Annotated in this window: 26 protein-coding genes and 1 pseudogene; 22 read left to right on the top strand and 5 right to left on the bottom strand. The window is 70.9% G+C overall.

What is annotated here, in order from left to right; genetic code table 11:
• Positions 1-100: 100 nt before the first annotated feature.
• The 3 genes from RB628_RS00555 to RB628_RS00545 all read right to left on the bottom strand — a co-directional run bounded on the left by RB628_RS00555 (position 101) and on the right by RB628_RS00545 (position 3,297).
• Positions 101-961 (bottom strand): hypothetical protein, encoded by an 861-nt coding sequence (locus RB628_RS00555; RefSeq protein WP_318318206.1) that lies wholly within the window; start codon positions 959-961, stop codon positions 101-103.
• A gap of 2 nt (positions 962-963) precedes the next feature.
• Positions 964-1,806 carry a VWA domain-containing protein gene (locus tag RB628_RS00550; protein WP_318318205.1) on the bottom strand — a complete coding sequence of 281 codons (843 nt, stop codon included), beginning with the start codon at positions 1,804-1,806 and terminating at the stop codon, positions 964-966.
• A 237-nt stretch (positions 1,807-2,043) separates the two neighbouring features.
• Positions 2,044-3,297, bottom strand: coding sequence for an amidohydrolase family protein (locus RB628_RS00545; protein WP_318318204.1), 1,254 nt, complete (start codon positions 3,295-3,297; stop codon positions 2,044-2,046).
• 211 nt (positions 3,298-3,508) lie between these two features.
• Between RB628_RS00545 and RB628_RS00540 the strand changes: the two genes are divergently transcribed.
• The 11 genes and pseudogenes from RB628_RS00540 (at position 3,509) to RB628_RS00490 (ending at position 12,265) form a co-directional block, all read left to right on the top strand.
• Positions 3,509-6,508 (top strand): AfsR/SARP family transcriptional regulator, encoded by a 3,000-nt coding sequence (locus tag RB628_RS00540; RefSeq protein WP_318318203.1) that lies wholly within the window; start codon positions 3,509-3,511, stop codon positions 6,506-6,508.
• Between the two features lie 198 nt (positions 6,509-6,706).
• Positions 6,707-6,895, top strand: a complete 189-nt coding sequence (locus tag RB628_RS00535; RefSeq protein WP_318318202.1) for a sigma-like protein — start codon at positions 6,707-6,709, stop codon at positions 6,893-6,895.
• 435 nt (positions 6,896-7,330) lie between these two features.
• Positions 7,331-7,450 carry a hypothetical protein gene (locus tag RB628_RS00530; protein ID WP_412180565.1) on the top strand — a complete coding sequence of 40 codons (120 nt, stop codon included), beginning with the start codon at positions 7,331-7,333 and terminating at the stop codon, positions 7,448-7,450.
• 334 nt (positions 7,451-7,784) lie between these two features.
• On the top strand, positions 7,785-8,045 hold the full coding sequence (locus RB628_RS00525) for a gas vesicle protein (protein ID WP_318318279.1): 261 nt from the start codon (positions 7,785-7,787) through the stop codon (positions 8,043-8,045).
• Positions 8,046-8,301: 256 nt separating this feature from the next.
• Positions 8,302-8,523, top strand: a pseudogene (gene gvpJ, locus RB628_RS00520) (gas vesicle protein GvpJ); the annotation flags it as partial.
• 827 nt (positions 8,524-9,350) lie between these two features.
• Complete coding sequence (locus tag RB628_RS00515) at positions 9,351-10,064, top strand: GvpL/GvpF family gas vesicle protein (RefSeq protein WP_318318201.1); 714 nt, start codon at positions 9,351-9,353, stop codon at positions 10,062-10,064.
• 70 nt (positions 10,065-10,134) lie between these two features.
• Positions 10,135-10,422 carry a gas vesicle protein GvpG gene (locus RB628_RS00510; protein ID WP_318318200.1) on the top strand — a complete coding sequence of 96 codons (288 nt, stop codon included), beginning with the start codon at positions 10,135-10,137 and terminating at the stop codon, positions 10,420-10,422.
• Positions 10,419-10,784, top strand: a complete 366-nt coding sequence (locus tag RB628_RS00505) for a gas vesicle protein (RefSeq protein ID WP_318318199.1) — start codon at positions 10,419-10,421, stop codon at positions 10,782-10,784. Before RB628_RS00510 ends, RB628_RS00505 begins: the two co-directional genes overlap by 4 nt.
• Positions 10,774-11,619: a GvpL/GvpF family gas vesicle protein gene (locus RB628_RS00500; RefSeq protein WP_318318198.1), complete on the top strand. Its 846-nt coding sequence runs from the start codon at positions 10,774-10,776 to the stop codon at positions 11,617-11,619. The genes RB628_RS00505 and RB628_RS00500 overlap by 11 nt, the downstream gene beginning before the upstream one ends.
• Positions 11,616-11,801 carry a gas vesicle protein gene (locus RB628_RS00495; protein ID WP_318318197.1) on the top strand — a complete coding sequence of 62 codons (186 nt, stop codon included), beginning with the start codon at positions 11,616-11,618 and terminating at the stop codon, positions 11,799-11,801. The genes RB628_RS00500 and RB628_RS00495 overlap by 4 nt, the downstream gene beginning before the upstream one ends.
• Positions 11,798-12,265, top strand: coding sequence for a gas vesicle protein K (locus RB628_RS00490; protein ID WP_318318196.1), 468 nt, complete (start codon positions 11,798-11,800; stop codon positions 12,263-12,265). Before RB628_RS00495 ends, RB628_RS00490 begins: the two co-directional genes overlap by 4 nt.
• A gap of 228 nt (positions 12,266-12,493) precedes the next feature.
• Here RB628_RS00490 and RB628_RS00485 read toward each other — a convergent pair whose 3' ends face one another.
• Positions 12,494-14,077 (bottom strand): FadD3 family acyl-CoA ligase, encoded by a 1,584-nt coding sequence (locus RB628_RS00485; RefSeq protein WP_318318195.1) that lies wholly within the window; start codon positions 14,075-14,077, stop codon positions 12,494-12,496.
• Positions 14,078-14,201: 124 nt separating this feature from the next.
• Here RB628_RS00485 and RB628_RS00480 point away from each other — a divergent pair, with 124 nt between their 5' ends.
• The 5 genes from RB628_RS00480 to RB628_RS00460 all read left to right on the top strand — a co-directional run bounded on the left by RB628_RS00480 (position 14,202) and on the right by RB628_RS00460 (position 17,753).
• A complete protein-coding gene (locus RB628_RS00480) occupies positions 14,202-15,350 on the top strand; it encodes a lipid-transfer protein (RefSeq protein ID WP_318318278.1) in 1,149 nt (382 codons plus the stop codon).
• Between the two features lie 17 nt (positions 15,351-15,367).
• Positions 15,368-15,784 (top strand): OB-fold domain-containing protein, encoded by a 417-nt coding sequence (locus tag RB628_RS00475; RefSeq protein WP_318318194.1) that lies wholly within the window; start codon positions 15,368-15,370, stop codon positions 15,782-15,784.
• The gene (locus RB628_RS00470) at positions 15,781-16,551 is read left to right on the top strand and encodes an enoyl-CoA hydratase/isomerase family protein (RefSeq protein ID WP_318318193.1); all 771 of its coding nucleotides are present in this window, start codon (positions 15,781-15,783) and stop codon (positions 16,549-16,551) included. The genes RB628_RS00475 and RB628_RS00470 overlap by 4 nt, the downstream gene beginning before the upstream one ends.
• Positions 16,552-16,634: 83 nt before the next feature.
• Positions 16,635-17,594 carry an alpha/beta hydrolase gene (locus tag RB628_RS00465; RefSeq protein WP_318318277.1) on the top strand — a complete coding sequence of 320 codons (960 nt, stop codon included), beginning with the start codon at positions 16,635-16,637 and terminating at the stop codon, positions 17,592-17,594.
• A gap of 30 nt (positions 17,595-17,624) precedes the next feature.
• Positions 17,625-17,753: a hypothetical protein gene (locus RB628_RS00460; RefSeq protein ID WP_318318192.1), complete on the top strand. Its 129-nt coding sequence runs from the start codon at positions 17,625-17,627 to the stop codon at positions 17,751-17,753.
• On the opposite strand, the gene RB628_RS00455 is transcribed toward RB628_RS00460, so the two are convergent.
• The gene (locus tag RB628_RS00455) at positions 17,750-19,177 is read right to left on the bottom strand and encodes a vanadium-dependent haloperoxidase (RefSeq protein WP_318318191.1); all 1,428 of its coding nucleotides are present in this window, start codon (positions 19,175-19,177) and stop codon (positions 17,750-17,752) included. The genes RB628_RS00460 and RB628_RS00455 overlap by 4 nt on opposite strands.
• 311 nt (positions 19,178-19,488) lie before the next feature.
• Between RB628_RS00455 and RB628_RS00450 the strand changes: the two genes are divergently transcribed.
• From RB628_RS00450 to RB628_RS00425, 6 genes are all read left to right on the top strand, one after another.
• The gene (locus tag RB628_RS00450; RefSeq protein WP_318318190.1) at positions 19,489-20,640 is read left to right on the top strand and encodes a sensor histidine kinase; all 1,152 of its coding nucleotides are present in this window, start codon (positions 19,489-19,491) and stop codon (positions 20,638-20,640) included.
• Complete coding sequence (locus RB628_RS00445) at positions 20,637-21,293, top strand: response regulator transcription factor (RefSeq protein WP_318318189.1); 657 nt, start codon at positions 20,637-20,639, stop codon at positions 21,291-21,293. Before RB628_RS00450 ends, RB628_RS00445 begins: the two co-directional genes overlap by 4 nt.
• A 241-nt stretch (positions 21,294-21,534) precedes the next feature.
• The gene (locus RB628_RS00440; RefSeq protein WP_318318276.1) at positions 21,535-21,900 is read left to right on the top strand and encodes a sortase-dependent protein; all 366 of its coding nucleotides are present in this window, start codon (positions 21,535-21,537) and stop codon (positions 21,898-21,900) included.
• Entirely contained in the window at positions 21,897-22,538 is a 642-nt protein-coding gene (locus RB628_RS00435) for a class F sortase (protein WP_318318188.1), read from the top strand. The genes RB628_RS00440 and RB628_RS00435 overlap by 4 nt, the downstream gene beginning before the upstream one ends.
• Before the next feature lie 104 nt (positions 22,539-22,642).
• Positions 22,643-23,134: an RNA polymerase sigma factor gene (locus tag RB628_RS00430; RefSeq protein ID WP_318318187.1), complete on the top strand. Its 492-nt coding sequence runs from the start codon at positions 22,643-22,645 to the stop codon at positions 23,132-23,134.
• Complete coding sequence (locus RB628_RS00425) at positions 23,118-23,654, top strand: hypothetical protein (RefSeq protein WP_318318186.1); 537 nt, start codon at positions 23,118-23,120, stop codon at positions 23,652-23,654. The genes RB628_RS00430 and RB628_RS00425 overlap by 17 nt, the downstream gene beginning before the upstream one ends.
• Positions 23,655-23,871 lie beyond the last annotated feature (217 nt).

Here is a 23,871-nt window from a genome sequence, read left to right as displayed (position 1 = left end):
CAGGGCCACCGCCAGGGCCGGTTCCAGGGCCACCGCCAGGGCCACCGCCAGGGCCACCGCCAGGGCCGGTTCCAGGGCCACCGCCGGGGGGCACCGCCATCTACGCCTCCGCTCCCACCCTCGCGCGGACGAGCGTCACGTCGTCGTTGCGCATCCGGGCGCGCGCCCGCTGGTCGTCCACCCAGTCGGCGAAGTCCTGCTGGTCGAAGGCGGCGAAGGCCGGGAAAGCCGCCGACCCGCCGGACTCGCCCGCCGCCTCCCGGGACAGCACCCAGGCCGCCAACGCGTCGGTGGTGAGCAGGAGTTCGTCACCTGGCAGCAGCTCGCCCCACGTCACCCGCATTCGTTCCGCGACCAGCCGCACATCATGGTTGCGGCTCCCCAGCAGCTGAGGCGTGATCCCGAACTCCTCGACCGTGCGCACCGGAAAGGAGTCGAGGAGCCGCCCGTCGCGCAGGTGGAACAGACAGCTGTCACCGAGCGCGAAGGCGTACCAGTACCAGTGGGTCGTACCGTCCTCCAGGACGGTGGCCCGGATCTCGGCTCCCAGCACCGTGGCGAACGCCCCTTTTTCCAGGCCGGGTTGCTCGTACCAGGCGATGGGCCTGCCCTGGGCGGCGCGCTCGGCCTGGTAGCGGGTGAGAAAGGCGTCCCAGTGCAGTGCGGAGCGCTCCATCAAGTCCCGTACGAACGTGCCGAGTTCCTCCCACCAGTTACCGGCGAGCCGCATGGACTCGACGGCGTCGCGGACCAGGAGGGCGGCCCAGTCGCGGGCGAGGAGGCTCTCCGAGGCGCCGTCGGACACCGAGGCGTACAGCGACGCGACCGCCCGTCCGGCGCTGTCGGCGCCCGTCTCGCCGGACTGCCAGCAGTACGCGGCGTCCTCGCACTCCGCGGTGCTGCTGCCGGACTTCTGCGTCCACAACCACTGCGCCTGCGGCAGCGCCGGGATGTCCCCCATGGTCAGCGCAGCTCCGTCGCACGGGTGCCGATGTCGAGGAACTCCACGATGGAGACGATGTCGGCGTTGTAGACGAAGCCCCGGGTGGTCTCGCTGACGCGGTGGCCCTGCGAGGCGGCGTACGAGCGCATGTGGCTGGGCAGGACGCTGGACATCTGGAAGAGGAGCTTCGCGTACGTGTCCGGCAGCGCCTCCTCACCGTCCGGGAACGTGATGGGGGCGCCGCCGCTGCCGGAGACATGCAGGTTGAAGAGGAGGACCGGGCCGTCGGCGGTGGCGTGCGAGGCCAGGCCGATGGCCGCGCTGGTCGGGTCGCCGTCGGTGGACTCCCCGTCGGTGAGGTTGAGGACGATGGGCGGGAAGCCGCTGGGGTGTGTGTCGACCCAGTTCGCGACCAGGGTGTCCGCGTAGCCGAGGGCCCGGGTCATGGGCGTACCGCCGTTGGTGACCGGGTCCATCCACACCGGGAACTGCACGGACGTCTCGACCAGCCCGCCGGCGCCGTCCGGCACCTTCTTGGTACGGCTCTCCACGCGCGCCGGGTTGTTGGCGACCTCGCTCAGCGGAACGAGGTCGCGGCCGGCGAGGGCGCCCTGGTAGGCGGAGCCGACCTGGTTGTGGCCGTAGCCGATCACGGCGACGTGGAAGTAGTCGCGTACGCCTTCTTCCTTGGCGCACTTGACCGACAGTTCCGTCAGCAGCCGGTTGATGGCGTTGGAGACCACCTCGGCGCGCGGCTGTGTCGTCTCACCGCTCTCCATGGGGTCGCTCATGGAGGCGGACTGGTCCACAAGGAAGATGAAGCACCCTGGGTTGGTCCGGCTGATCTCTGCGGTGTACGGCAACGGACGTCCCCCGTTTTTTCCCTGTGCGGTCGCGGTGCGGTCACCAGGGGGGACAGTCACGTCCGGCAGCGCGTCTTCACCATCCGACCACTTGGCCCCCCAAGGAAGTTCACGGTACCGGATGACCAGCCGTTCTACGGGGGGCTACGGGGGAATCCGCCGCTACGTGCCCTGTACTGCTCGGTTCCTGCCAGCTCCCGTCAGCTCCGTCAGTTGCCGTCGCTCCGTCAGCTGCCGTCAGTTCCCGGGATTCCACAGCCCGTCCGGCGTGAGCCCCAGCAGCTCGATCGCGTTCCCTCGTACGATCCGTTCCACGACCTCCGGGTCCAGATGTCCCATCTGCGCCTCGCCGACCTCGCGCGAGCCGGGCCAGGTGGAGTCGGAGTGGGGGTAGTCGGTCTCGTAGAGGACGTTGCCGACACCGATCGAGTCGAGGTTGCGCAGTCCGAAGGCGTCGTCGAAGAAGCAGCCGTAGACGTGCTCGGCGAACAGCTCGGAGGGTGGCCGGTGAACCTTGTCGGCGACTCCGCCCCAGCCCCGGTTCTCCTCCCAGACCACGTCCGCACGCTCCAGGATGTACGGGATCCAGCCGATCTGGCCCTCCGCGTACATGATCCTCAGCTGCGGGAAGCGTTCGAACTTGCCGCTCATCAGCCAGTCGACCATCGAGAAGCAGCAGTTGGCGAAGGTGATGGTCGAGCCGACGGCGGGCGGCGCGTCGGCGGAGGTGGACGGCATCCGGCTCGACGACCCGATGTGCATCGCGATGACGGTCCCCGTCTCCGCGCACGCGGCGAGGAACGGGTCCCAGTCGTCGCCGTGGATGGAGGGCAGGCCGAGGTGCGGGGGGATCTCGGAGAAGGCGACCGCGCGGACGCCCCGGGCGGCGTTGCGCCGGACCTCGGCGGCGGCCAACTCGGCGTCCCAGAGCGGGATGAGGGTCAGCGGGATGAGCCGGCCCCGCGCCGCCGGGCCGCACCACTCCTCCACCATCCAGTCGTTGTACGCGCGCACACCGAGCAGTCCGAGTTCGTGGTCCCTGGCCTCGGTGAAGGTCTGGCCGCAGAAGCGCGGGAAGGTGGGGAAGCAGACGGCGGACTGGACGTGGTTGATGTCCATGTCGGCCAGTCGCTGCGGGACGTCGTAGGAACCGGGGCGCATCTGCTCGTAGGTGATGACTTCGAGCTTGATCTCGTCGCGGTCGTAGCCGACGGCGGTGTCGAGGCGGGTGAGGGGTCGGTGCAGGTTCTCGTAGACCCACCAGTCACCGATCGGGCCGTCGTCGCCTGGCTGGCCCATGACGGGCTTGAACCGGCCGCCGAGGAAGGACATCTCCTTCAACGGCGCGCGGACTATGCGGGGGCCGATGTCCAGGTATTTCTTCGGAAGCCGGTCCTGCCACACGTTGGGGGGCTCCACCGTGTGGTCGTCCACCGAGATGATCTTCGGGAAGGTGCTCGCCGTCTCCGTACTCTCCACAGTCGTCTCCATAAGGGGCACGGTAGCGCCGATCTGACGAGCCGTCAGCTCCGCGACCGCACGTCCCTTTTTGTTGAACAGGATGCGGAGACAGTGTGAGAACTCTGTAGTACTTCGTGAGTACCTCGTGCGCCGGGCTGTGATCACTGTCTCGACAGCTGACGCATCCGCCATGAACAAGGCAAACTGCTGTCCTGGTCTTGATGTTCGGCAGGGAGCGGTGATGGGTGACATACCGGCTGTACCGCGCGTGCCGGCACAGCGGGATCCCAGGGAAACTCCGGTGGAATCCCCGGCGAGTTCCTCGGCTGATTCCCCTGCGGCACTGCGCTTCAGCGTGCTCGGACCGGTGCGGGCCTGGCGCGACGAGGCACCGCTGCCCACCGGCTCCCCGCAGCAACGGGCTCTGCTGGCCGCGCTGTTGCTGCGCGAGGGCCGCACGGCGACGGCCGCCGAGCTGATCGACGCGCTGTGGGGTGAGGAGCCGCCCTCGCAGGCACTGGCGGCGGTACGGACGTACGCGTCCCGGCTGCGGAAGGTGCTGGGCGCCTGGGTGCTGGTGAGCGAGTCGGGCGGGTACGCGATCCGCTCGCTCGCGGAGGGCGCGCTGGATCTGGCGGTCGCGCAGGAACTGGCCGCGGAGGCGGAGAAGGCCAGGCACGCCGGGGATCTGTGCCATGCCCGGGACGTCCTCAACCAGGCGATGGACCTGTGGGACGGACAGCCCCTGGCGGGCATTCCCGGGCCGTACGCGGACGCGCAGCGCGTTCGGTTGGAGGAGTGGCTGCTCCAACTTCTCGAATCACGCCTCGACATGGACCTGGAGCAAGGCTGCCACGCAGAGTCGATCAGTGAGTTGACCGCCCTGACGGCGGCCCACCCCCTTCGTGAGCGTCTGCGCGAGCTGCTGATGCTGGCGCTGTACCGCAGCGGCCGGCAGGCCGAGGCGTTGGCGGTGTACGCGGACACGCGCCGCCTGCTGGCGGACGAACTGGGCGTCGACCCGCGCCCCGGCCTGAAGGACCTGCAGCAGCGCATCCTCCGGGCCGACCCGAAACTCGCCGAACCCTCGGCCCCCCTGGCCCCCGAACCGGCCGCGGCGCCGGTACGCCCCGCCCAGCTCCCGGCATCGGTACCGGACTTCACGGGCCGCGCGGCCCTCGTGTCCGAGCTGAGCGAGGTGCTGTCCTCGGCCGAGGGCCGTGTGATGGCGGTGTCGGCACTGGCGGGCATCGGAGGCGTCGGTAAGACGACCCTCGCCGTGCACGTGGCCCACCAGGCCCGATCGTCGTTCCCCGACGGCCAGTTGTACGTCGATCTGCAGGGCGCCGGCGCCCGCGCCGCGGAGCCGGAAACGGTCCTGGGCGCGTTCCTCCGCGCCCTGGGCACGGCCGACTCGGCGATCCCGGACTCCCTGGAGGAGCGCGCGGCCCTGTACCGCTCGGTACTGGACGGCCGCAAGGTCCTCGTCCTGCTCGACAACGCCCACGACGCCGCCCAGATACGTCCGCTGCTGCCCGGCACACCGGGTTGCGCGGCCCTGGTCACCTCCCGGGTACGGATGGTGGACCTGGCCGGCGCCCACCTGGTGGACCTGGACGTCATGTCCCCCGAGGAGGCCCTCCAGCTGTTCACGAAGATCGTGGGCGCCGAACGGGTCGCCTCGGAACGCAAGGCGGCCCTCGACGTGGTCGCGGCCTGCGGCTTCCTGCCGCTGGCGATCAGGATCGCGGCCTCCCGGCTGTCGGCGCGCCGGACCTGGACGGTGTCGGTCCTGGCGGCGAAGCTGGCGGACGAGCGGCGCCGGCTGGACGAACTCCAGGCGGGCGACCTGGCGGTGAAGGCGACGTTCGAGCTGGGGTACGGGGCGCTTGAGCCGGCCCAGGCCCGCGCGTTCCGCCTCCTGGGCCTGGCTGACGGCCCGGACATGTCGCTGGCGGCGGCGGCGGCCGTACTGGACCTCCCGCTGGACGAGACCGAGGACGTGCTGGAGTCCCTCGTCGACACATCGCTGCTGGAATCGGCGGCCCCGGGCCGCTACCGCTACCACGACCTGGTACGCCTCTACGCGCGTTCATGCGCCGAGCGCGACGAACAGCCGCCGGGCGAACGGGACTTGGCGACGTCACGGCTGCTGGACTTCTACCTGGCCACGGTCACCGAGGTTTATCTGATCGAACGGCCCGGGGACCGGCTGGCGGACCATCTGGAGCAGACCGAGTATCCCGGGCTGACGTTCGAGGACCGCAACGCGGCCCAGGACTGGCTGTACTCCGAGGCGAACTGCCTGTTGGCATGCGCCCGGCAGTCCTTCGTCGACAGCAGGCTGCGCAGGGGCGTCGATCTGCTGTGGGCAGCCAAGGACCTGGGCGAGTCGGGGGCCAACTCGAAGGTGTACGAGTCCGCCGCCCTGGCCGCACGCGACTTCGCCAAGGCGGTGGGCGACACATACGCGGAGGGGCGCGCGCGGACGACCCTCACCAACGTCCATCTCGTGGCGGGGCGTTATGCCGAGGCGGACGAGGAGGCCAGGCAGGCGGTGCTGCTCGCGACCGCCGTCGGCGACGGCGTGACCGCCTACTGGGCGAGCAACGACCGCGGGATCATCGCGTTCAACCAGGGGCGGCACGCGGATGCCGAGCAGTATCTGCTCAGGGCGATCGAGGGCTCCCGCTCGGTCGGGAGCAAACCGGGCGAGGCGAGCGCGCTCTGCAACCTCTCCCGTCTGCACCTGGCCATGGGGCACACCTCCCGTGCCATCACCCTGGCCCGTGAGGGTCTGGAGATCTACGACCGCGCCGGTCTCACACTGCGCCTGGCCAACGCGCGGTACGCCCTCGGTGTGGCCCTCACCCAGGCAGGACGCCATGCCGAGGCGCTGGCGGAGTTCGACGAGGCGCTGCTGAGCTTCAGGCAGAACCGTCAGCGGCTGTGGGAGGGCACCACTCACTTCCGCGTGGCACAGGCACACCTGGCGGCCCGGCAGGCGGCCCTGGCCGCACGGCACGCGGAACAGGCTCTCGCCATCGGGTTCATCGGCGGAGACCGGATACGGGCCCACATCCTGACCACCCTCGGCCGTTCGCTGGCCGCGCTCGGCCAGGCGGACCGCGCCCGCGCCTGCTGGCTCGAAGCGCTCTCCCTCTACGAGGCGTCCGGGGCGTCCGGGGCGGCGGAGGCCGACGAGGTACGGACACTGCTCCTGCCCCTTCGGGCACCGTGATCGCCCCTTCGGCACCGCGGGCGGAGCGTCCGCCGGGGCGTTCATCGATTGTTTATGCCGAGCTGACAAGCTCAGCGCAGTGATCCGTCGCGTCGGGGGGCAGGCGGGTCCGCAGGGCCCCTGCCCGGCAGTACTCGGGGGAGTTGCCGGGTGGGGGTGCCTTAAAAGGTTTCCCACGCAATCAGGGGGTTCAGGACAATGACGCAGCCCGAGCAGAGCACCGAAGAGTTCACCACGATGGACAACCACACACCGTCGGCACCGTTGGACGGGACGATCACCACGCTCGACAACCACACACCCGCGGAACCGCTGGCGTCCGAAGAGACCATCACCACGATGGACAACCACACGCCCGCACCGCCGGTCCTGGACCTGGACCGCTGACACCTTCATCCCAGCGGGGGACCGGCCGCGGCGGCACGGAGGGGGAGCCGTCGCGGCCCCAGCCGGAACCTCGGTTCCGGCGTTCACCGGCCATCACGCCGCAGGCAATCCCGTCACCACGAACGACAACCACGTGACGAGCGTCGAGGCTGGCACGGACGACAGCCACGCCACCTGACCTGGGCACCGACACCGGCACCGGAACCGGCACCGGCACCGCATAGATGGAGCTGAGCACACGCTCAGCTCCATCAACGTGTTCCGCCCACGCAAGCATCCAGCGTGACCTGAGCACCGCGGTGTGGCGCGAGAGCAGCCACAGCAACTCCAGCGGCGGGGACCGCGTCGAACTCGTCGGCACCTTCCTCGGAGCGGACCCTCTGGCGCAAGAGCAGCCACAGCACCGGTGCCGGCACCGGCGGAGAGTGCGTCGAGGTGTCCTCCACCCCCGGAGTCATCCCCGTACGCGACTCCAGAACCGCCCCCCACCCCCCCCACAACGGCCCCGTACTCCTCTTCCAGGCCGGGCCTGGACAGGCTTCCTCACCGACGTGAAGGGTTGCCCCGTCCAGAGCAGAGGCATTTCCTCGCCGGGCTCCCGTGAGTGCAGTTGTCGCGTGTGGCGAGTGGGGTCGCGAAAACTCGTGTGCTTAATGTGCCGGACTTGCGGGTACCGCGTGGTCAGGATGTGTTGAAAGCATGTGCACGACACTTGGTGAGTCGGAGCATGCCGGACGTCGCGCTGGGGGACGCGCGAAGAGCCTGCCGACACGTCGTGACCTGTCGGACGTACTTTCCAGTTGGACGGACCGGACGCACTATGAGCACGAGCGACTTACCCCACCACACGCCCCCCTCGGGGCCGGCGCCACCCACCGCCGGGACTCCGGTGGTCGGGGATGCCGTGGGCGCTATGCGTAACGCACGCGCCCAACTTGCCGAACTTCTGGGCCGTACACCGGAGTCGGTCTCGGCCATCAGCCGCGACGGGACGGGCTGGCAGGTCGACGTCGAGGTCGTGGAGCTGGAGCGCATCCCCGACTCCACCAGCGTCCTCGCCGTCTACCGGGTGCGGCTGGACGCCGACGGTCTTCTTCTCGGCTACGCCCGCAGCCGCCGCTACACCCGAGGCCAGGTCGACCGGCAGTGAGGGCGCGCGAGGAGGCCCGCGCAGCGACCGCGATGCCGGTCCATCGCATCCCTCCGCGTGACGTGGCCCGCTGTGCACGACTGCCCCGCCTGCTGTCGCGGCGCCCGCGTCTGCGACGCCCTCGTCCCCCGGCCCGGTTGCGCCGGTCCGGGATCTCAGGATCTCAGCCCGGTCGCCGTACGCCGACCGACCGACAGCCCAGCGCCTACGCCCGCCCCGCACGCCCTCGCCCCACCTCTGAGAGGGAACCTCACCAATGACTGTGCTCGCCCAGACCGCCGCCCCCCGCGCCCAGAAGACCGACGGAGGTCTCTACGACATCCTCGACCTGATCCTTGACCGCGGACTCGTGATCGATGTCTTCATCCGAGTCTCGGTGATCGGCATCGAGATCCTGCGCGTCGACATCCGCATCGTCATCGCCAGCGTCGACACCTACCTGCGCTTCGCGGCGGCGACCAACCGCCTCGACCTGGAGAACCGCGGTACTCCCGTGGTGGCTCCGGCACCGGCGGTGTTCGCGCCGGGCCTGCCCACCGCCGTGGCATCCGGAGGCCAGCCGGCGGTCTCGCCGGGCGTCGCGGCGATTCCCGCTCCCGGCGGTGTCGTCACGCAGGGGCAGCCCGTCACCGCCTGGCCGCCCGGTACCGGTGCCGCGGTCCCCGTCGTCGGGAACCTGGGACAGACGGTGGGGCAGGCACTCGGGGCGGTCGGACAGACGGTCGGTGGCGTCGTCGGCGCTGTCACCCCGACCGTCGAGGGACTGGTGGGCGGCGTGGCACCGACCGTCGAGGGACTGGTGGGCGGCGTGGCACCGACCGTCGGCAGAGTGGTCGGCACGGTGGGCCAGACAGCCGGCACCGTGGTGGGGGCCGTCGCCCCGACAGGGGCCGGGGGACTGGTCCAGAGCGTGGCACCGACCGTCAGCGGAGGGGTGGGCAGCATGGCACCGACCGTCAGCGGAGGGATAGGAGCCGTCGCCCCGGCCGCCGGGATGGCACCGACCGTCAGCGGAGTGGTGGGGGCCGTCGCCCCAACAGCTGCTACCGGGGTGAGCGTTGTCGCCCCAGCCCCAGCAACCGGAGTGAGCACCGTCACCCCAGCGGCCGGTACCGCGGTCCCGGTGACGGATGCCGCGGTACACGGCGCCGACGAGGCCGGTGCCGCGGAGCAGCCGACGGCGCACTCCGCGCAGGCGGTGGCCGACGCCCCGGGTACGACCGAAGCCGGCCACGGGCAAGCTCCCACCGCCGCACGCGGCAGGACCCGGGGCAGCAAGGGCCAGCAGGGCGGGGAGGCCTGAGGATGCCGCTCTACCTGTATGCGGTCACGGACGCGGACCATCCGCTGCCCGTCGACGGTGCCACCGGAATCGGGGCCTCGCCCGCGCCCCTGAGGGCGGTGCGCGCTGCCCGGGTGGCCGCCGTCGTCAGCGAGGCGCCGGCACAACTGCGCGCCAAGCGCCGGGATCTGATGGCTCATCAGAAGGTGCTGTTGATGCTCGGTGCCGCGGGCGCCGTGTTGCCCCTGCGCTTCGGCACACTGGCCCCCGACGACGACGCGGTGCGCTGCGCGCTGGCGGACCAGGAGTCGTTGTTCACCGAACGGCTCCGAGACGTCGGGGACCGCGTCGAGTTCAATGTCAAGGCCCTGCAGGACGAGGACACCGCCCTGCGCGATGTCCTGCGGGACAGTGCCGAGGCCCGACGCCTGAGCGCCCTCACGCGGGACGGCGCGGGCTCGCACGACGACCAGTTGGCACTCGGCACGGTCGTCGCCGCCGGGGTCGAGGCGCTACAGGCGCGGCACGCCCAGGACATCGCCCGCCGGCTGGAGCCGCTGGCGTACCGCACCGCCGGGGGTGATCCGACCGGAGAGGTCTTTCTGAACCTGAGCCTGCTGATCGAGCGCGGGCAGGCCGACGCGTTCGCCGCGTCCGTGGGCCGGATCGCCGAGAGCCTCGGTCACGGGCTGGAACTCCGGGTGACCGGACCTCTTCCGCCCTACAGCTTTGTCTGACCGCGTGACCGCACCTCGCCCCACCACTGCCACCACCACTACCACCACCCGACGGAAAGGAGAGCACCGTATGGGTCTGCTGAGTGGCCTGCTCGGTCTGCCACTGGCTCCGCTGCGCGGGGTCGGCTGGGTGCTGGAACAGGTGGTGCAGGAAGCGGAGCGGCAATACGCCGACCCTGCCCCCATCCACCGTGAACTCGCCGAACTGGAGACCGATCTGCTGGCAGGTCGTATCACCGAGGAGGAGTTCGGCCTACGGGAGGACGAACTCCTGGATCGTCTGGAACAGATCACGACCGCCAGTGGCGAGGATTCGGCCGGCTCCGGCGGTCCGGCACTACAGGAAGGCCCTCAGTGACCGACGCCCTCGCGCGGCGGTCAGGTGCCCTGTCGCCCCAACCGGGCGGTTCGGGCAATCTGGCCGACATTCTGGAACGCGTCCTCGACAAAGGGGTCGTGATCGCCGGAGACATCAAGATCAACCTGCTCGACATCGAACTCCTCACCATCAAACTGCGGTTGCTCGTCGTCTCTGTCGACACCGCACGCGAGATGGGCATCGACTGGTGGGAGCACGACCCGACGCTGTCCTCTCGCGCCGTACGTCCCGCCCCGTCACCCGATCCCGCCCGTACGGTGGAACTCGCCGCCGAGAACGCGCGCCTCCGCGCCGAACTCCAGTCGCTCAACGCCCGGTTGAAGGAACCCGATGATCTCTGAGCACGACACCGCGCCCCCGGCGGACCTCACCGACGCGGTCTACGCCTACGCAGTACTGCTGCGGAACGAGGCGGCCGAGCGGGCGGCCCGAGAACTGCGCGGCGTCGACGGGCGGCCGGTACGGATGCTGCGCGGCGCCGGCACAGCCGCAGTCGTCAGCGACGTGCCCGCCGACGCGTTCACCGAAGCGGCCATCGCACAGCGGCTCGACGACATCACCGACCTGGAACACCTGGCCCGCGACCATCACCAGGTGATCGCCGCACTGGCCCTGCACACGGCAGTGCTGCCCCTCCGGCTGGCCACGGTGTACCTCGACGACGAGAGCCTGCTGCGACGTCTGCACGCCGACGACGGCCATTTCCGCACCACCCTGAACCAGCTGGAGGGCCACGACGAGTGGGGCGTCAAGATCTACGCCCACCCGCCGGCCACCACCCCGCCCCCGGCGGACCGGCCACGCTCCGGGCGGGACTACCTGCGCGCGCGCCGCACCAGCCGGGACGGCCGCGATCTGGCCCACCAGGCCGCCGCCGACCTCGGCGCACGAGTGGACCGTACGCTCGCGGAAGCGTGCCTGGCCACCGACGTACGGCACCATCGTCCCCAGCCGGCCGCCCTGTCCGCGGAACCGGGGGAGAACGTCGTCAACGCGGCCTATCTCGTTCCGCGAGAGCACACGCGGAGTTTCCAGGACCGCGTGGAGCTGCTCGCCGCCGGGACCGCCGGCGTCCGACTCGAGATCACCGGACCCTGGGCCCCGTACTCCTTCGCCTCGCCCCCGCCGGAACAGGCTGGAAGGGCGGACCCCGCGATCCCGCAGACGACGCCGTGACGGCCGGCGGTCCGCCCCACGCGGAGGTCGCCCTGGTCGATCTCCTCGACCGGCTCCTGGCCGGCGGCGTCGTCATCACGGGAGACCTCAGCCTCTGCATCGCCGACGTGGAACTGGTCCGCATCTCCCTGCGCGCCCTGCTCACCTCGGTCGAGGAAGCCACGGAAGGAATCCTGACGTGACATCACACGGCGAGCCCGGACCCGGCCGGCGCCCCGGCTCGCGCACATCGCCCCCGCCTCCCGGCACGGAACGCCCGCCTCCCCTCGGCGCCGAGGCGACGCCGGCACCGGACTCCGGGCAGTCCCCGGCCCGGCGCCTCGACCTGGACAAGGACACCGTGGAACGCGACCTCGTCCGACTGGTGCTCACCGTCGTGGAGTTGCTGCGCCAGCTCATGGAACGGCAGGCCATCCGCCGGGTCGAAAGGAACAACCTGACCGAGGAGCAGGAGGAACGCATCGGCATGACACTCATGATCCTCGACGACCGCATGACCGAACTGCGCGAGCGCTACGGCCTGAACCCCGAAGACCTGAACCTCGACCTCGGCCCACTCGGTCCCCTCCTGCCGCGACAGGAGGGGCCCTACCGACATTCTGGGCCCAGGGGTGAGAGTGACCCTTCGTTCGGCCGCGGCCACTGATCGGGGGACGCCGAGGCGATGCGCAACGCACGGGGGCTCCCACGGCGTCGGGGGGGTGTTGGACCTCTCAACCCACAGACGCAGAAGCCGTCCTGGGGCCGCGCTCTGCCGCGCTGGACCTCCTCCCCACGCCCTGCCGAGTGGGTCACCCCTCCCCGCCCACACACCCCCCACCACAGCCGGACCCCTCACCCCCCGGCCCACACACCCCCACCGCAGCCGGACCCTTCAACCCCCCGCCCGCAGCTCCCCCTTGACCACCTTCCCGCTGGCGTTACGAGGCAGCCCGCCCACGAACTCCACCGCCCTCGGCACCTTGTAGTTCGCCATCTCCCGCCGCGCCCAGGCGATCAGGTCGTCCCCCGTAAGACTCACCCCCGGCCGCCGCACCACGTACGCCTTCCCGACCTCTCCCAGCCGCCCGTCCGGTACTCCGATCACCGCCACGTCCGCCACATCCGGATGCAGTCCGATCAGCTGCTCGATCTCCGCCGGGTACGCGTTGAAGCCGCCGACGATGAACATGTCCTTGAGGCGGTCGGTGATCCGCAGGTTGCCGGACGCGTCCAGCACCCCCACGTCCCCCGTCCTCAACCACCCTTCCCCCGTGACCACTTCGGCCGTGCTCTCCGCGTCCTCGAAGTACCCCCGCATGACGTTGAAGCCCCGCACGAGCACCTCCCCGGGCTCCCCGACGGGCGCCTCGACCCGCACCTCGACCCCGGGAACGGCCCGCCCGGACGTCGACGCGATCACCGGCACCTCGTCCCCCCGGCGGCACATCGTGACGATCCCGCTCGCCTCGGACAGCCCGTACGCCGTCAGGACCGTCCCCACCCCCAGCTCCGTACGCAACCGTTCCACCAGCCGCAACGGCACCACCGCCGCCCCCGTCACCACGAGCCGCAGCGTCGACAGGTCGTAGGCGTCCCGGGACGGGTGGTCGAGAAGCGACTGAAGCAGCGTGGGCGGGCCGGGCAGGACCGACACCCGCTCCGCCGCCACGTTCGCCAGCACCGTGTCCACGTTGAACACCGGCTGCGGAATCACCGTCGCCCCCCGCATCAGGCACGCCAGCACCCCCGCCTTGTAGCCGAACGTGTGGAAGAACGGGTTCACGACGAGATAGCGGTCCCCCTCCCGCAGCCCCGCCAGCTCGCTCCAGATGCCATACGCCCGCAGGGACTGCGCGTGCGTGATCACGGCCCCCTTCGGCCGCCCCGTCGTGCCCGACGTGAAGACGATGTCCGAGGGATCGGAACCCCGCACCGCCTCCGCCCGCACCCGGACGGCCCGCGCGTCCACCCCGTCCCCGCCCGCCAGGAAGTCCTTCCACGTACGGAACTCAGCCGGCGCGTCCTCCCCCAGCACCACCACGTCCGTCAGCTCCGGGAGCCCCGGCAGGGGCCCGCCGCCGTCGCCTCCCCCCGCCGCCCGGCGCAGGGAGGCCACGTACGACGTGCCCAGGAACGTCCCCGTCACGAACAGCAGCCGCGCCCGGCTGCGCGCCAGTACGTACGCCGCCTCCGCCCCCTTGAAACGCGTGTTCAGCGGCACGAGCACCGCGCCGGCCGACACCGCGCCCAGCGCGGACACCATCCAGTCGAGGGAGTTGGGCGCCCAGATCGCCACCCGGTCACCGGCCGCCACCCCGCTCGCCACGCAGGCCGCCGCCGCACGCTCCACCCTCGCGCCCAGCTCCGCGTACGACACCCGGGTACGTCCGTCCACGACCGCCTCGGCATCGCCGTACCGCTCCACCGCCGCCCGGACCAGGCCCGGAATGCTGCCCCACTCCACGTCACCTCGCACAGCCGGCCTCCCCACAACACCCATACACAAGAGCTGACTGTCCGTCAGATTAGCTGTAACCTGACGCCCTGTCAGCAGCCGGGCACTCGCGCGGAGGTGTGCAGTCATGGCAGTTGCACCAGTTATGGCCGGAATCAAGGACGCCACCGCCATCGCGGGGATCGGACAGACCTCCTTCGCCCGCCAACTCCCGGAGAATGAAAGGACGTTGGCGTGCCGGGCGATTTTCGCCGCGCTCGACGACGCGGGCATCGCTCCCGCCGAGGTCGACGCCCTCGCCTCCTACACCATGGAGGAGACCGACGAGGTCGAGGTCGCCAAGGCACTCGGCCTCGGTGACCTCACCTTCTTCTCCAAGGTCGGCTACGGCGGCGGCGGTTCCTGCGCCACCGTCGCCCATCTCGCCGCCGCCATAGCCTCCGGGCAGGCCACGGTCGGCGTCGCCTGGAGGTCGAGGAAGCGCGGCTCCGGGCCTCGCCCCTGGAAGAACACCAGCGTCCAGCTCCCCACCCCGGCGCAGTGGACCCGCCCCTTCGGACTCCTCCGGCCCTCCGACGAGATCGCGATGCTCACGCGCCGCCACATGCACGAGTACGGCACGACCCGCGACCACCTCTTCAACGTCGCCCTCGCCTGCCGCAACCGGGCCAACCAGAACCCGGCCGCGATCATGTACGACCGCCCGCTCACCCGCGAGATGTACATGACCTCCCGCTGGATCAGCGAACCCCTGTGCCTCTTCGACAACTGCCTTGAGACCGACGGGGCGTTGGCCTGTGTCGTCGTGTCGGCGGAGCGTGCGCGCGACTGCCGCCGGCCCCCCGTCTACATCCACTCCGCCGCTCAGGGCCTGCCCGCCCAGCACCACGGCATGGTCAACTACTGGAACGACGACCCGCTGACCGGCCCGGCCTGGACAGCCGCCCGACACCTCTGGAAACACGCCGACTTCACCCCCGACGACGTGCAGGTCGCCCAGATCTACGACGCGTTCACGGCCCTCATCCCGCTCTCCCTTGAGGGCTACGGCTTCTGCGGACGCGGCGAGGGCGGCGCCTTCACCGAGGGCGGCACCCTGGAGATCGGCGGCCGGCTGCCGGTGAACACCGGCGGGGGCGGGCTCAGTGAGGCGTACGTCCACGGCTTCAACCTCATCACCGAGGGCGTACGCCAACTGCGTGGCACCAGCACCGCCCAGGTCCCCGGGGCCGGCACCTGCCTGGTCACCGCGGGTGAAGGCGTACCGACTTCGGCCCTGTTGCTGAGAAGCTGAGAAGTAGAGGAGTCGAGATGCTGAACCCCGTCATGGACGACGACGGCGCCCCCTTCTGGGAGTACGCGGCCCGGGGTGAACTCCGCGTCCAGACCTGCGCCGACTGCGCCGAACCCCGCTTCCCGCCCCGCCCCTGCTGCCCGCACTGCCAGTCCTTCGCGAGCGAGTGGCGCGCGTGCAGCGGACGCGGACGCGTCTGGTCCTACGTCGTCCCGCACCCCCCGCTCCTCCCGGACTACGCCGAGCAGGCCCCGTACAACGTGATCGTCGTCGAACTGGCGGACGCACCGCGCATCCGGCTGGTCGGCAACCTGGTCACGGGCCCTGACGCGCCCCTCAACTCCCTCTCCCCCGAACGGATTCGCATCGGCGCGCGAGTGCAGGTCGTCTTCTCCTCCACCGGGCTGCCGCAGTGGATCCTGGAGCGCCCGTGAGTCTGAACCTGTCGACCGACAAGGACACCGGGGTCGCCGTCGTCACCCTCGACCGGCCTCGGAGACTCAACGCCATCGACCTCGCCACCGCCGCCGAACTGGCCGCGACCTGGCGGGAGTTGCGCTTCGACGACACCGTACGGACGGTTGTCCTGACCGGGGCCGGCCAGCGCGCCTTCTGCACCGGCCTCGACCGCACCGCCGTCGTCCCCCAGCCCGACTCGCCGTACATGGTGGACGATCCGCTGGAACGGATCGGCCCGAAGGCCAACGACCTCTGGAAGCCGGTGATCGCCGCCGTGAACGGTATGGCGTGCGGCGGCGCGTTCTACCTGCTCGCGGAGTCGGAGTTCCTCGTCGCCGACCCCACGGCGACCTTCTTCGACCCGCACACCACCTACGGCATGGTCAGCGCGTACGAGACGATGGGCATGGCGCAGCGGATGCCGTACGGGGAGATCGCACGGATGGCGCTGATGGGGACGGCGGAGCGGATCTCGGCGGCGCGGGCGTACGAGATCGGCCTGGTCAGTGAAGTGGCGGCGGCCGGTGGGGCGTTGGCGGCGGCCGTGGAGTGCGCCCGCGTCATCGCGTCGTACCCGCCGGAGGGCGTGCAGGGCACGGTTCGGGCGGTGTGGGCGGCGAAGGAGGCGGCCCGCTCGCACGCCCTCGCCTTCGCCCCGCATCTGGTCCGCCTCGGCAACCTCCCGGGCGACCGGCAGGCGGAACTGTTCTCGGCCAGGACCCCGGATTTCCGGTTGCGATAGCAACGCATACCCTTTGCGTCATGGTAGAGAACCGCACGGTGGCCGATCACCACAGGGTTGAGCACCACAGGGTTGAGCACCGCATGGTGGATGTGAACGGCATCGAGCTGCACATCGCTGAGGCGGGCGCGGGCCCGCTCGTCGTGTTGCTGCACGGATTTCCCGAGTCCTGGCACTCCTGGCGCCACCAGTTCGGCCCGCTGGCCGCCGCCGGTTTCCGGGTCGTCGCCCCCGACCAGCGCGGATACGGCGGCAGCGACCGCCCCGAGGACGTGTCCTCGTACAGCATCCTGCACCTGGTCGGAGACGTGGTCGCGCTGATCCGGGCGCTCGGCGAGGAGACGGCGTACGTCGTCGGCCACGACTGGGGCGCGCCGGTGGCCTGGCACACCGCGCTGCTGCGACCGGACGTCGTGCGCGGGGTGGCGGGTCTGAGTGTGCCGCCGCCGTTCCGGGGGAACCGCCGCCCGCTGGGCGTGATGGAGGCGATGTTCGGCGGCCGTTTCTACTGGAACTACTTCAACCTCCCCGGCGTCGCCGACGCGGAACTGGCCCGCGACCCGCGCACCACCCTCCGCAAGGCCCTGTACGCAGCCTCCGGCGACGGCCCCGACTCGGGCACCGGCAGGCAGCCGCTGGTCGAGCCGGGCCAGGGCTGGCTGGACACGATGCCTGACCCGGAGAAACTCCCGGCCTGGCTCACCGAGGCGGACCTCGACCAGCTCACCGACAGTTTCGCGGGCAGCTTCACCGGCGCCCTCAACTGGTACCGCAACATCGACCGCAACTGGGAACTGACGGCGGCCTGGCACGGCGCGGTGGTCAGTGCGCCCGCGCTGTACGTGTACGGCGACAGGGACCTGGTCCCGGCGTTTCCAGGTACGCCCCAACTCATCGCGAAGCTCCAGGAGTTGATGCCCAGCCTGCGGCGCGCGCCGGTGGTGCTGGAGGGCTGCGGCCACTGGACGCAGCAGGAACGGCCGGACGAGGTCAACGCGATGCTGATCCCGTTCCTGACGGAGTTGAGGGACGCGGCGGGCTGAGTACGTTGCGCCAGAGGAAACTCCTGCTCGATGAGCCGGGGCTTCCCACCCCACCGGGCAGGCAGAGCGTACCCGGTGGGGTGGGAGGAAGTCGTGCAGGCGCTCGCCGAGGAGGGCGCGGGCGGTGCGGGCCCGCTGTACCAGCTGGCCTGGGCCTAGAGCTCGCCCAGCTCGTTGTCGAAGACGTGGGCTGCGACCTTGTCACCCAGGGTGAGACCGTCCTCCGCGTCCCACGGGAAGTGGACTCCGAGCCAGACCCTGCTGTAGGCGTCCTCGGTGGCCGCCGCGCTGAAGCTGGTGAAGTGGCGGGTCTTCACCGGTGACTGAGGCTCGTCGGTGGTCATGTCGAAGGCGATGTCGTCGCTGCCGAAGTAACGCTTCATCACCCCTGCCCAGGCCGCGCCGAACGTCGCGTGCCCCGAGGCCCAGGCCGGGAAGCACGGGTTGACGTTCACACCCGCCCGGGTTTTCAGCAGCGGCTTCCACTCCGGGTCGAGCCCGCCTTCCCGGATCGCGGACACCGGCCGCCACAGGTCGATCGGTGTCCGGAACTTCACGTCCCGTACCGCGATCCCGGCGTCCGCCATGGCGAGTGAAACGAGCGCGAACAGCCGAGCGTTCTCGTACGTGGTCAGGCCACGGTCCTCGGAGATCTCTCGGGTCGCCTGAAGCAGCTGGCCCGGCGGCTTGTAGGTGCCGTCCTCGTCGTTGGCCCAGAACCAGGCCGCCGCCTCCTGCTCCGGGGTCCGGTTGACGACGGGCGTACGCGCGGTCGGTTTGTCGGCGCCGGCCGACCGCGCCGCCTCGACCTGGGCCTTGTAGGCGTCGCTGGCCAGCAGCTTCTCGTACGTCCCGTACAGGCCCGGGGTCGCCGGGCGGAACTGCGAGCCGGAGGTGAGGGCGAAGGGCTTCACCCCGCCCCAGAACGGTGTGACCGCCTGGCTGTCACGCTCGCACGAGGGATCGGGCATGTCCGGGAAGCTGGTGGGCCGCCACGCGCCCGGCTCGTCGTCGCCGACGTACACCTGGTCGTTGTCGGAGCCGTCGCCGTTTCGCGCGTTCCTCATCTGCGTGACCATGCGGTTGACAACGGTGACGTCGAGCAGATCGAACTCGGTGGGCGCGGTGCCGAACCGCTCACGGAACTTCGAGTCGAGGAACTGCGTCTGGTTCTTGTACAGCCCCAGCAGGATGTTGTACGCCGTACGGCCGATCACCCGTTCCTCCTCGTCGGGACCCTCGACCCAGCCGGCGTACTCGTGAGCGTCGATGTACGGCTCCCAGGTGATCCTGCCCGTCCACTTCAGCTGGTACGAGCTCGCCGCGTCGTAGATCGCCGCGTTCAGCATCGCCGCGGAACGGGACATCGGCCCCGGTCCGCCACCATCACGACGGATGACCTGGAGCAGGACATCGTTCCAGTAGTGGACGGGATCGGCGATCTGCTGTTGCGGCAGCGCCGCCTGTGCGGGCGGCGAAGCGACGGTGAGCACGCTGCCGGTGGTGGCCAGCACCGCCGCCGTGGCCAGCACCCGGCGCCACATCCCAGTGCGCGGCCGGACAGATCTGACACTCGTAGCCATGTCAACTCCCTCGTTGCGTAGAGACGTTGGTCATGCGGCCCGGCCTTCTGGCTGGTCCGGGCTCGCGCTTGCTCGACGATCCGTTCGAGCTCGACGGGCGGTTTCCCGCCGGACGCGCTGTGGCGCTGCTACCTGTTGGAGACTCGTCGTGGTGCTGCTCCAGGACGCTACGGGCGGGCCGTGTGTGGCGTCGTCCCACGCTGGTTGGCACTCCGGATCGACCCAGCGCGGTAGGCGCGCGGTTCCTGCAACTTTCGTGGTACCGCAGGAGTTTGACGCCCCGTCGGCTGCGCGGGCCTTACGCTGCTGCGATGCGGATCCACCCCCTCGCCGTCGACGTGCTGCTCGCGGCGGCGCTGACCGGCGTGGCCCTGCTGCTGGGGCCGGAGGCCGCGCGCCAGGGCCAGAATCCGCTCGACGCCACCGCCTATGCGCTGGTCGTCCTGGTCCACCTGCCGCTCGTGCTCCGTGGCCGGGCCCCGGTCGTGGTCTGTTGCCTCGTGCACGCGACCTGGCTGGTGTACATCACCGCCGGCTACTGGCCCGTGGTGTGCAGCTTCGGCCCCATGCTGGCCGTCTACACCGTCGCCTCCGTGCTGACGCTGCGCGTCTCCGTCCCCTGCGCCGCGCTGATGGGCGGGGTCTGGATCTACGCGGGCGCGGTGAACCACACCGACTCCTGGGCGTCCGTCGCCGGACAGGCCGTGGTCTACCCCGCGATGCTGTTGCGGTTCGGCGTCCTCGCCCGCCGCTCGGCCGAGCTGGCCCGGCAGCTGCGCCGGGAACAGGCCGAGCGGGCCCGGCGCGAGGTGGCCGAGGAACGCGGCCGGATCGCCCGCGAACTGCACGACGTGGTCGCCCACCACATGTCAGTGATCTCCGTGCAGACCGGTCTCGCCCGGTTCGTCTTCGACACCGACCGCCAGACCACGCGCACCGCGCTCGACACCATAGAAGCCACCGGCAAGGAGGCACTCGAAGAGCTGCGCCGCATGCTCAAGTTGCTGCGCGCCGCCGACGACGGCGCCCCCGTCGGCCCGATGCCGAGCCTGGCCCGCCTCGGTGAGATGACCGACCGTGTCCGCGCCGGCGGGGTCCCGGTCTCCCTGACCGTCGAGGGCACCGAGCGCCCCCTGACCCCCGGCGTGGAACTTTGCGCCTACCGGGTGGTGCAGGAGGCACTCACCAACGTCCTCAAGCACGCGCCCGGCGCGAGTGTGCGCGTACGGCTGAGGTATGAACCGCACCAGGTGACTGTTTCGGTTACGGACGACGGAGAGGGGGTGATTCCGGCCAGAGTACGAACCGGCAGCGGACACGGCTTGCTTGGCATGCGGGAGCGGGCCAAGCTCTACGGCGGGCAGATCGACATCGGCCCGCAGGACCAGGGTGGCTTCGCCGTGCGGCTGATCCTGCCGACCTCCGCGCGGGCCGCACAGCAGGGGGACGACGCCGCCACATGACCACAGTGCTTGTCGTGGACGACCAGTTCCTCATCCGGGCGGGCCTGGTGGGGCTGTTGCGCGCCGCACCCGGCATCGAGGTGGTCGGCGAGGCGAGCGACGGCGCGGAGGGCGTGACGCTGGCCGCCGAGACGGCCCCCGACGTGATCCTTATGGACGTCCGGATGCCCGGCATGAACGGCATCGAGGCCACCGAACGCATCCTCGCCGAGGCAGGCGACCCCCCGCCCCGGATCCTGATGCTGACCACCTTCGACCTCGACGAGTACGTGTACGGGGCGCTGCGCGCCGGAGCCTGCGGGTTTCTGCTCAAGGACTCCGGTCCGGAACGGCTGCTCGCCGCGGTGGCCGCGGTCGCCGGCGGTGACGCGCTCTTCGCGCCCAGTGTCACCCGCCGCCTGGTGGAGGCGTACGCCCGGCAGACCGCCTGCGAACAGCCTCCCGATCTGGATGCGTTGACCTCCCGCGAGCTGGATGTCCTGAAACTGATCGCACGCGGCCTGTCCAACCTGGAGATCGCCGACCGCCTCTACATCAGCGAGGCGACCGTCAAGACCCACCTCAACCGCACGATGACCAAACTGGACCTGGACAGCAGGGCACAGGCCGTGGTGGTGGCGTACGAATCGGGGCTCGTGACCCCGGGCGGATAGCGGCCGGGCGCTCTGGCAGCCCCATGGGCTCGGAGGTCTCGTTCCTCCTGTCGGCGGCGGCACGGACCGGCCAAGCCCGTCCACTGAGCCCCCTGACGACTTTGCCATCTCTTTACAACCTGTCCGGCCGCCGAGTCGTCTCTCCGCTCGATCCGTCACACAGCCCGCCCAGCACAACCCGCCCTCTTCCGGGCGCGGTTCGGAGCGGACGACGAAAGAGAGCGATTCCATGCGCCGTACCGTGCGCCGTACTGTCCTCAGCGCCGTGGCACTCGCGGCCACCGCCGTACTGGCGGGCACCGCGCCCGCGTTCGCCGACGGCACCCCGACCCCGGTCCCCAGCGCCACGCCGACCGAGGCCAACCCGGCGCCGAGCGCCGTTCCGACCGAGGCCGCCACCCCGGTTCCCAGCGAGGCCCCCACCACCGACCCCAACCAGGCCCCGGCCCAGGTCGCCGAGGTGCCGAGCGGCGCCCCCGACACCGGAGAGACGCCGTCGGACTCCGGAACGCCGGGCACGCTGATCGGCGGGGGCGCTGCCGCCGCGTTCGCCGTGGGTGGCGCGGCGGTGTTCGTCGTGCGCCGCCGGCAGGCGACCGGGGCGTGACCGAGCTCTCCAGGCGCGCGTTCGGTACGGCGGCCACGGCGGCCGCGTCCTCGCTGCTCGTGGGCTGTTCCTCCGGCGGTGAGGGCGTACGGACGACAGGGTCCGCGAGTCCCGGCGCCACAACGCCACAGTCGCCCCCCGGCCGGCACACCTCCGCGAAGTCGGGGCGGGCGGTGGGCCGTTCGGTTCCCGTACGCCTCCGGATCCCCGCCATCGGGGTCGACACGCCGGTCATGCGGCTCGGACTGGCATCCGACCGCACCGTGCAGGTGCCTCCGATCACCGATCACGACCAGGCCGGCTGGTACGAGCACTCGCCGACGCCGGGCCAGACCGGTCCGTCGGTGATCCTCGGGCATGTCACGGTCGGCGCGTACGGGGACGGCGTCTTCCACGACCTCGGACGGCTGCGCCGCGGCGAGAAGGTCGTGGCGCGCCTGGAGAACGGCACGGAGACGGAGTTCACGGTCACCTCCCTGCGGACGGTGGCCAAGGCCGACTTCCCTGCGGACGACGTCTACGGGAACGTGAGCCGCCCGGAGTTGCGGCTCATCACCTGCGGCGGCCTTCAGGACAAGGACGGCTACCTCGACAATGTGATCGCCTTCGCCGCGCTGACGTCGTCGACGAGCCCGTGAACGAACTTGCGCAGAAAGGACGGCGGGCCGGCGGAACGTACGCCGCCGGTGCGCCGTCCTCCCCCACGAGTGCCACGCCCGTGGCAACAGGACCATGGAGAGCGTTGAAACGGTCCCGCGACAAGGCAGCGTCCGAGCTGTTCGCCGCCCTCTACCCGCGCCTGGCCGGCTGGTGCCGCCGGCTCGTCGACGACGACGAGACGGCCCACGAGATCGCCTCGGAGGCGTTCACCCGCCTGTGGGCGCGCTGGACGTCGGTGGAGGAACCGCGCGGCTTCCTCTACGTGACGGCGGCGAACATCGTCCGGGACCACTGGCGCAGAATGGAACGCGAGCGCAAGGCGATGCGCCACGTGACCACGGAGGCAGCCCTGCGCCCCCACGCCGACCCGTCGGACCCGTCCGTCCGCCTCCTGGTCCAGTCACTCCCGGAACGACTGCGCGTCCCGATCCTCCTCCACTACTACGCTGACATGCCGATCCGGGACGTGTCCGCGCTGACCGGACGCAAGGAAGGAACCATCAAGGCCGACCTCCACGCGGCCCGTGAACTGCTCCGCGCCCACCTGAGGAAAAGCCTTGACCACACGGTTTGACGAAGACGACGACCCGGAGTTCGACCCGCCAGGCCCCGGGCACGACCCCGACGACCCCCTCCTGGTCCTCCTCGCCCCCACCCCCACCTACCTGGGCACACCCCCGGGCCGCTACGAGGTGATCCGCCGCACCGCGATCCGCCGCCGCCGAACCCGCACGGCGGCCGGAGTGGGCATGGCGTGCGCCATCGCCGCGCTCATCGCCCTCCCCCTGAACCTGACGACGTCCGAGAACCCCCGCTCCCCGACGGTCCCCATGGCCCCGCCCCCCTCGACCAGCCCGGCGACACCCCCCGCCGACCGCTCGCCGTCACCGGCCACACCGCAGCCGTCCGTGCCCGCCACCACCGGCCCCGAAGCCCCCAGCGCCGTGCCCACCGAGGCGTCCAACGCCCCCAGCCAAACGCCCACCCAGAAGCCCGACACGGCGCCGGTGCCCACGGCTGAGGCTTCGACAGCGCCGACTCCGACAGGGATCACCCCGACGGCAGCCGGGGACGGGGCCACGGTCGCGCCGTAGTCCGGGAACCTCTCTGACGGCGCGCCGTCGTGGGCCGGCTGCCGGTGGACGGGTCGATGGCGACGGAGCAGAGGTGTCGGCCCGTCCACCGCCCTGATCCGTGATGCGGATGCTGAACGGTCGTCGGCCGGAGACAGCTCCGTCACCGAACGGGGCCTCACGCTGCCGCCACCAGGACGGACATCGACCAACAGATGAACCCACCCAACTGACTACC

The organism is Streptomyces sp. ADMS (assembly GCF_033441795.1).
Classification (GTDB): domain Bacteria; phylum Actinomycetota; class Actinomycetes; order Streptomycetales; family Streptomycetaceae; genus Streptomyces.
The sequence above is the reverse complement of the archived record's forward strand: the minus strand, read 5'-3'. Positions and strand labels throughout refer to the sequence as shown.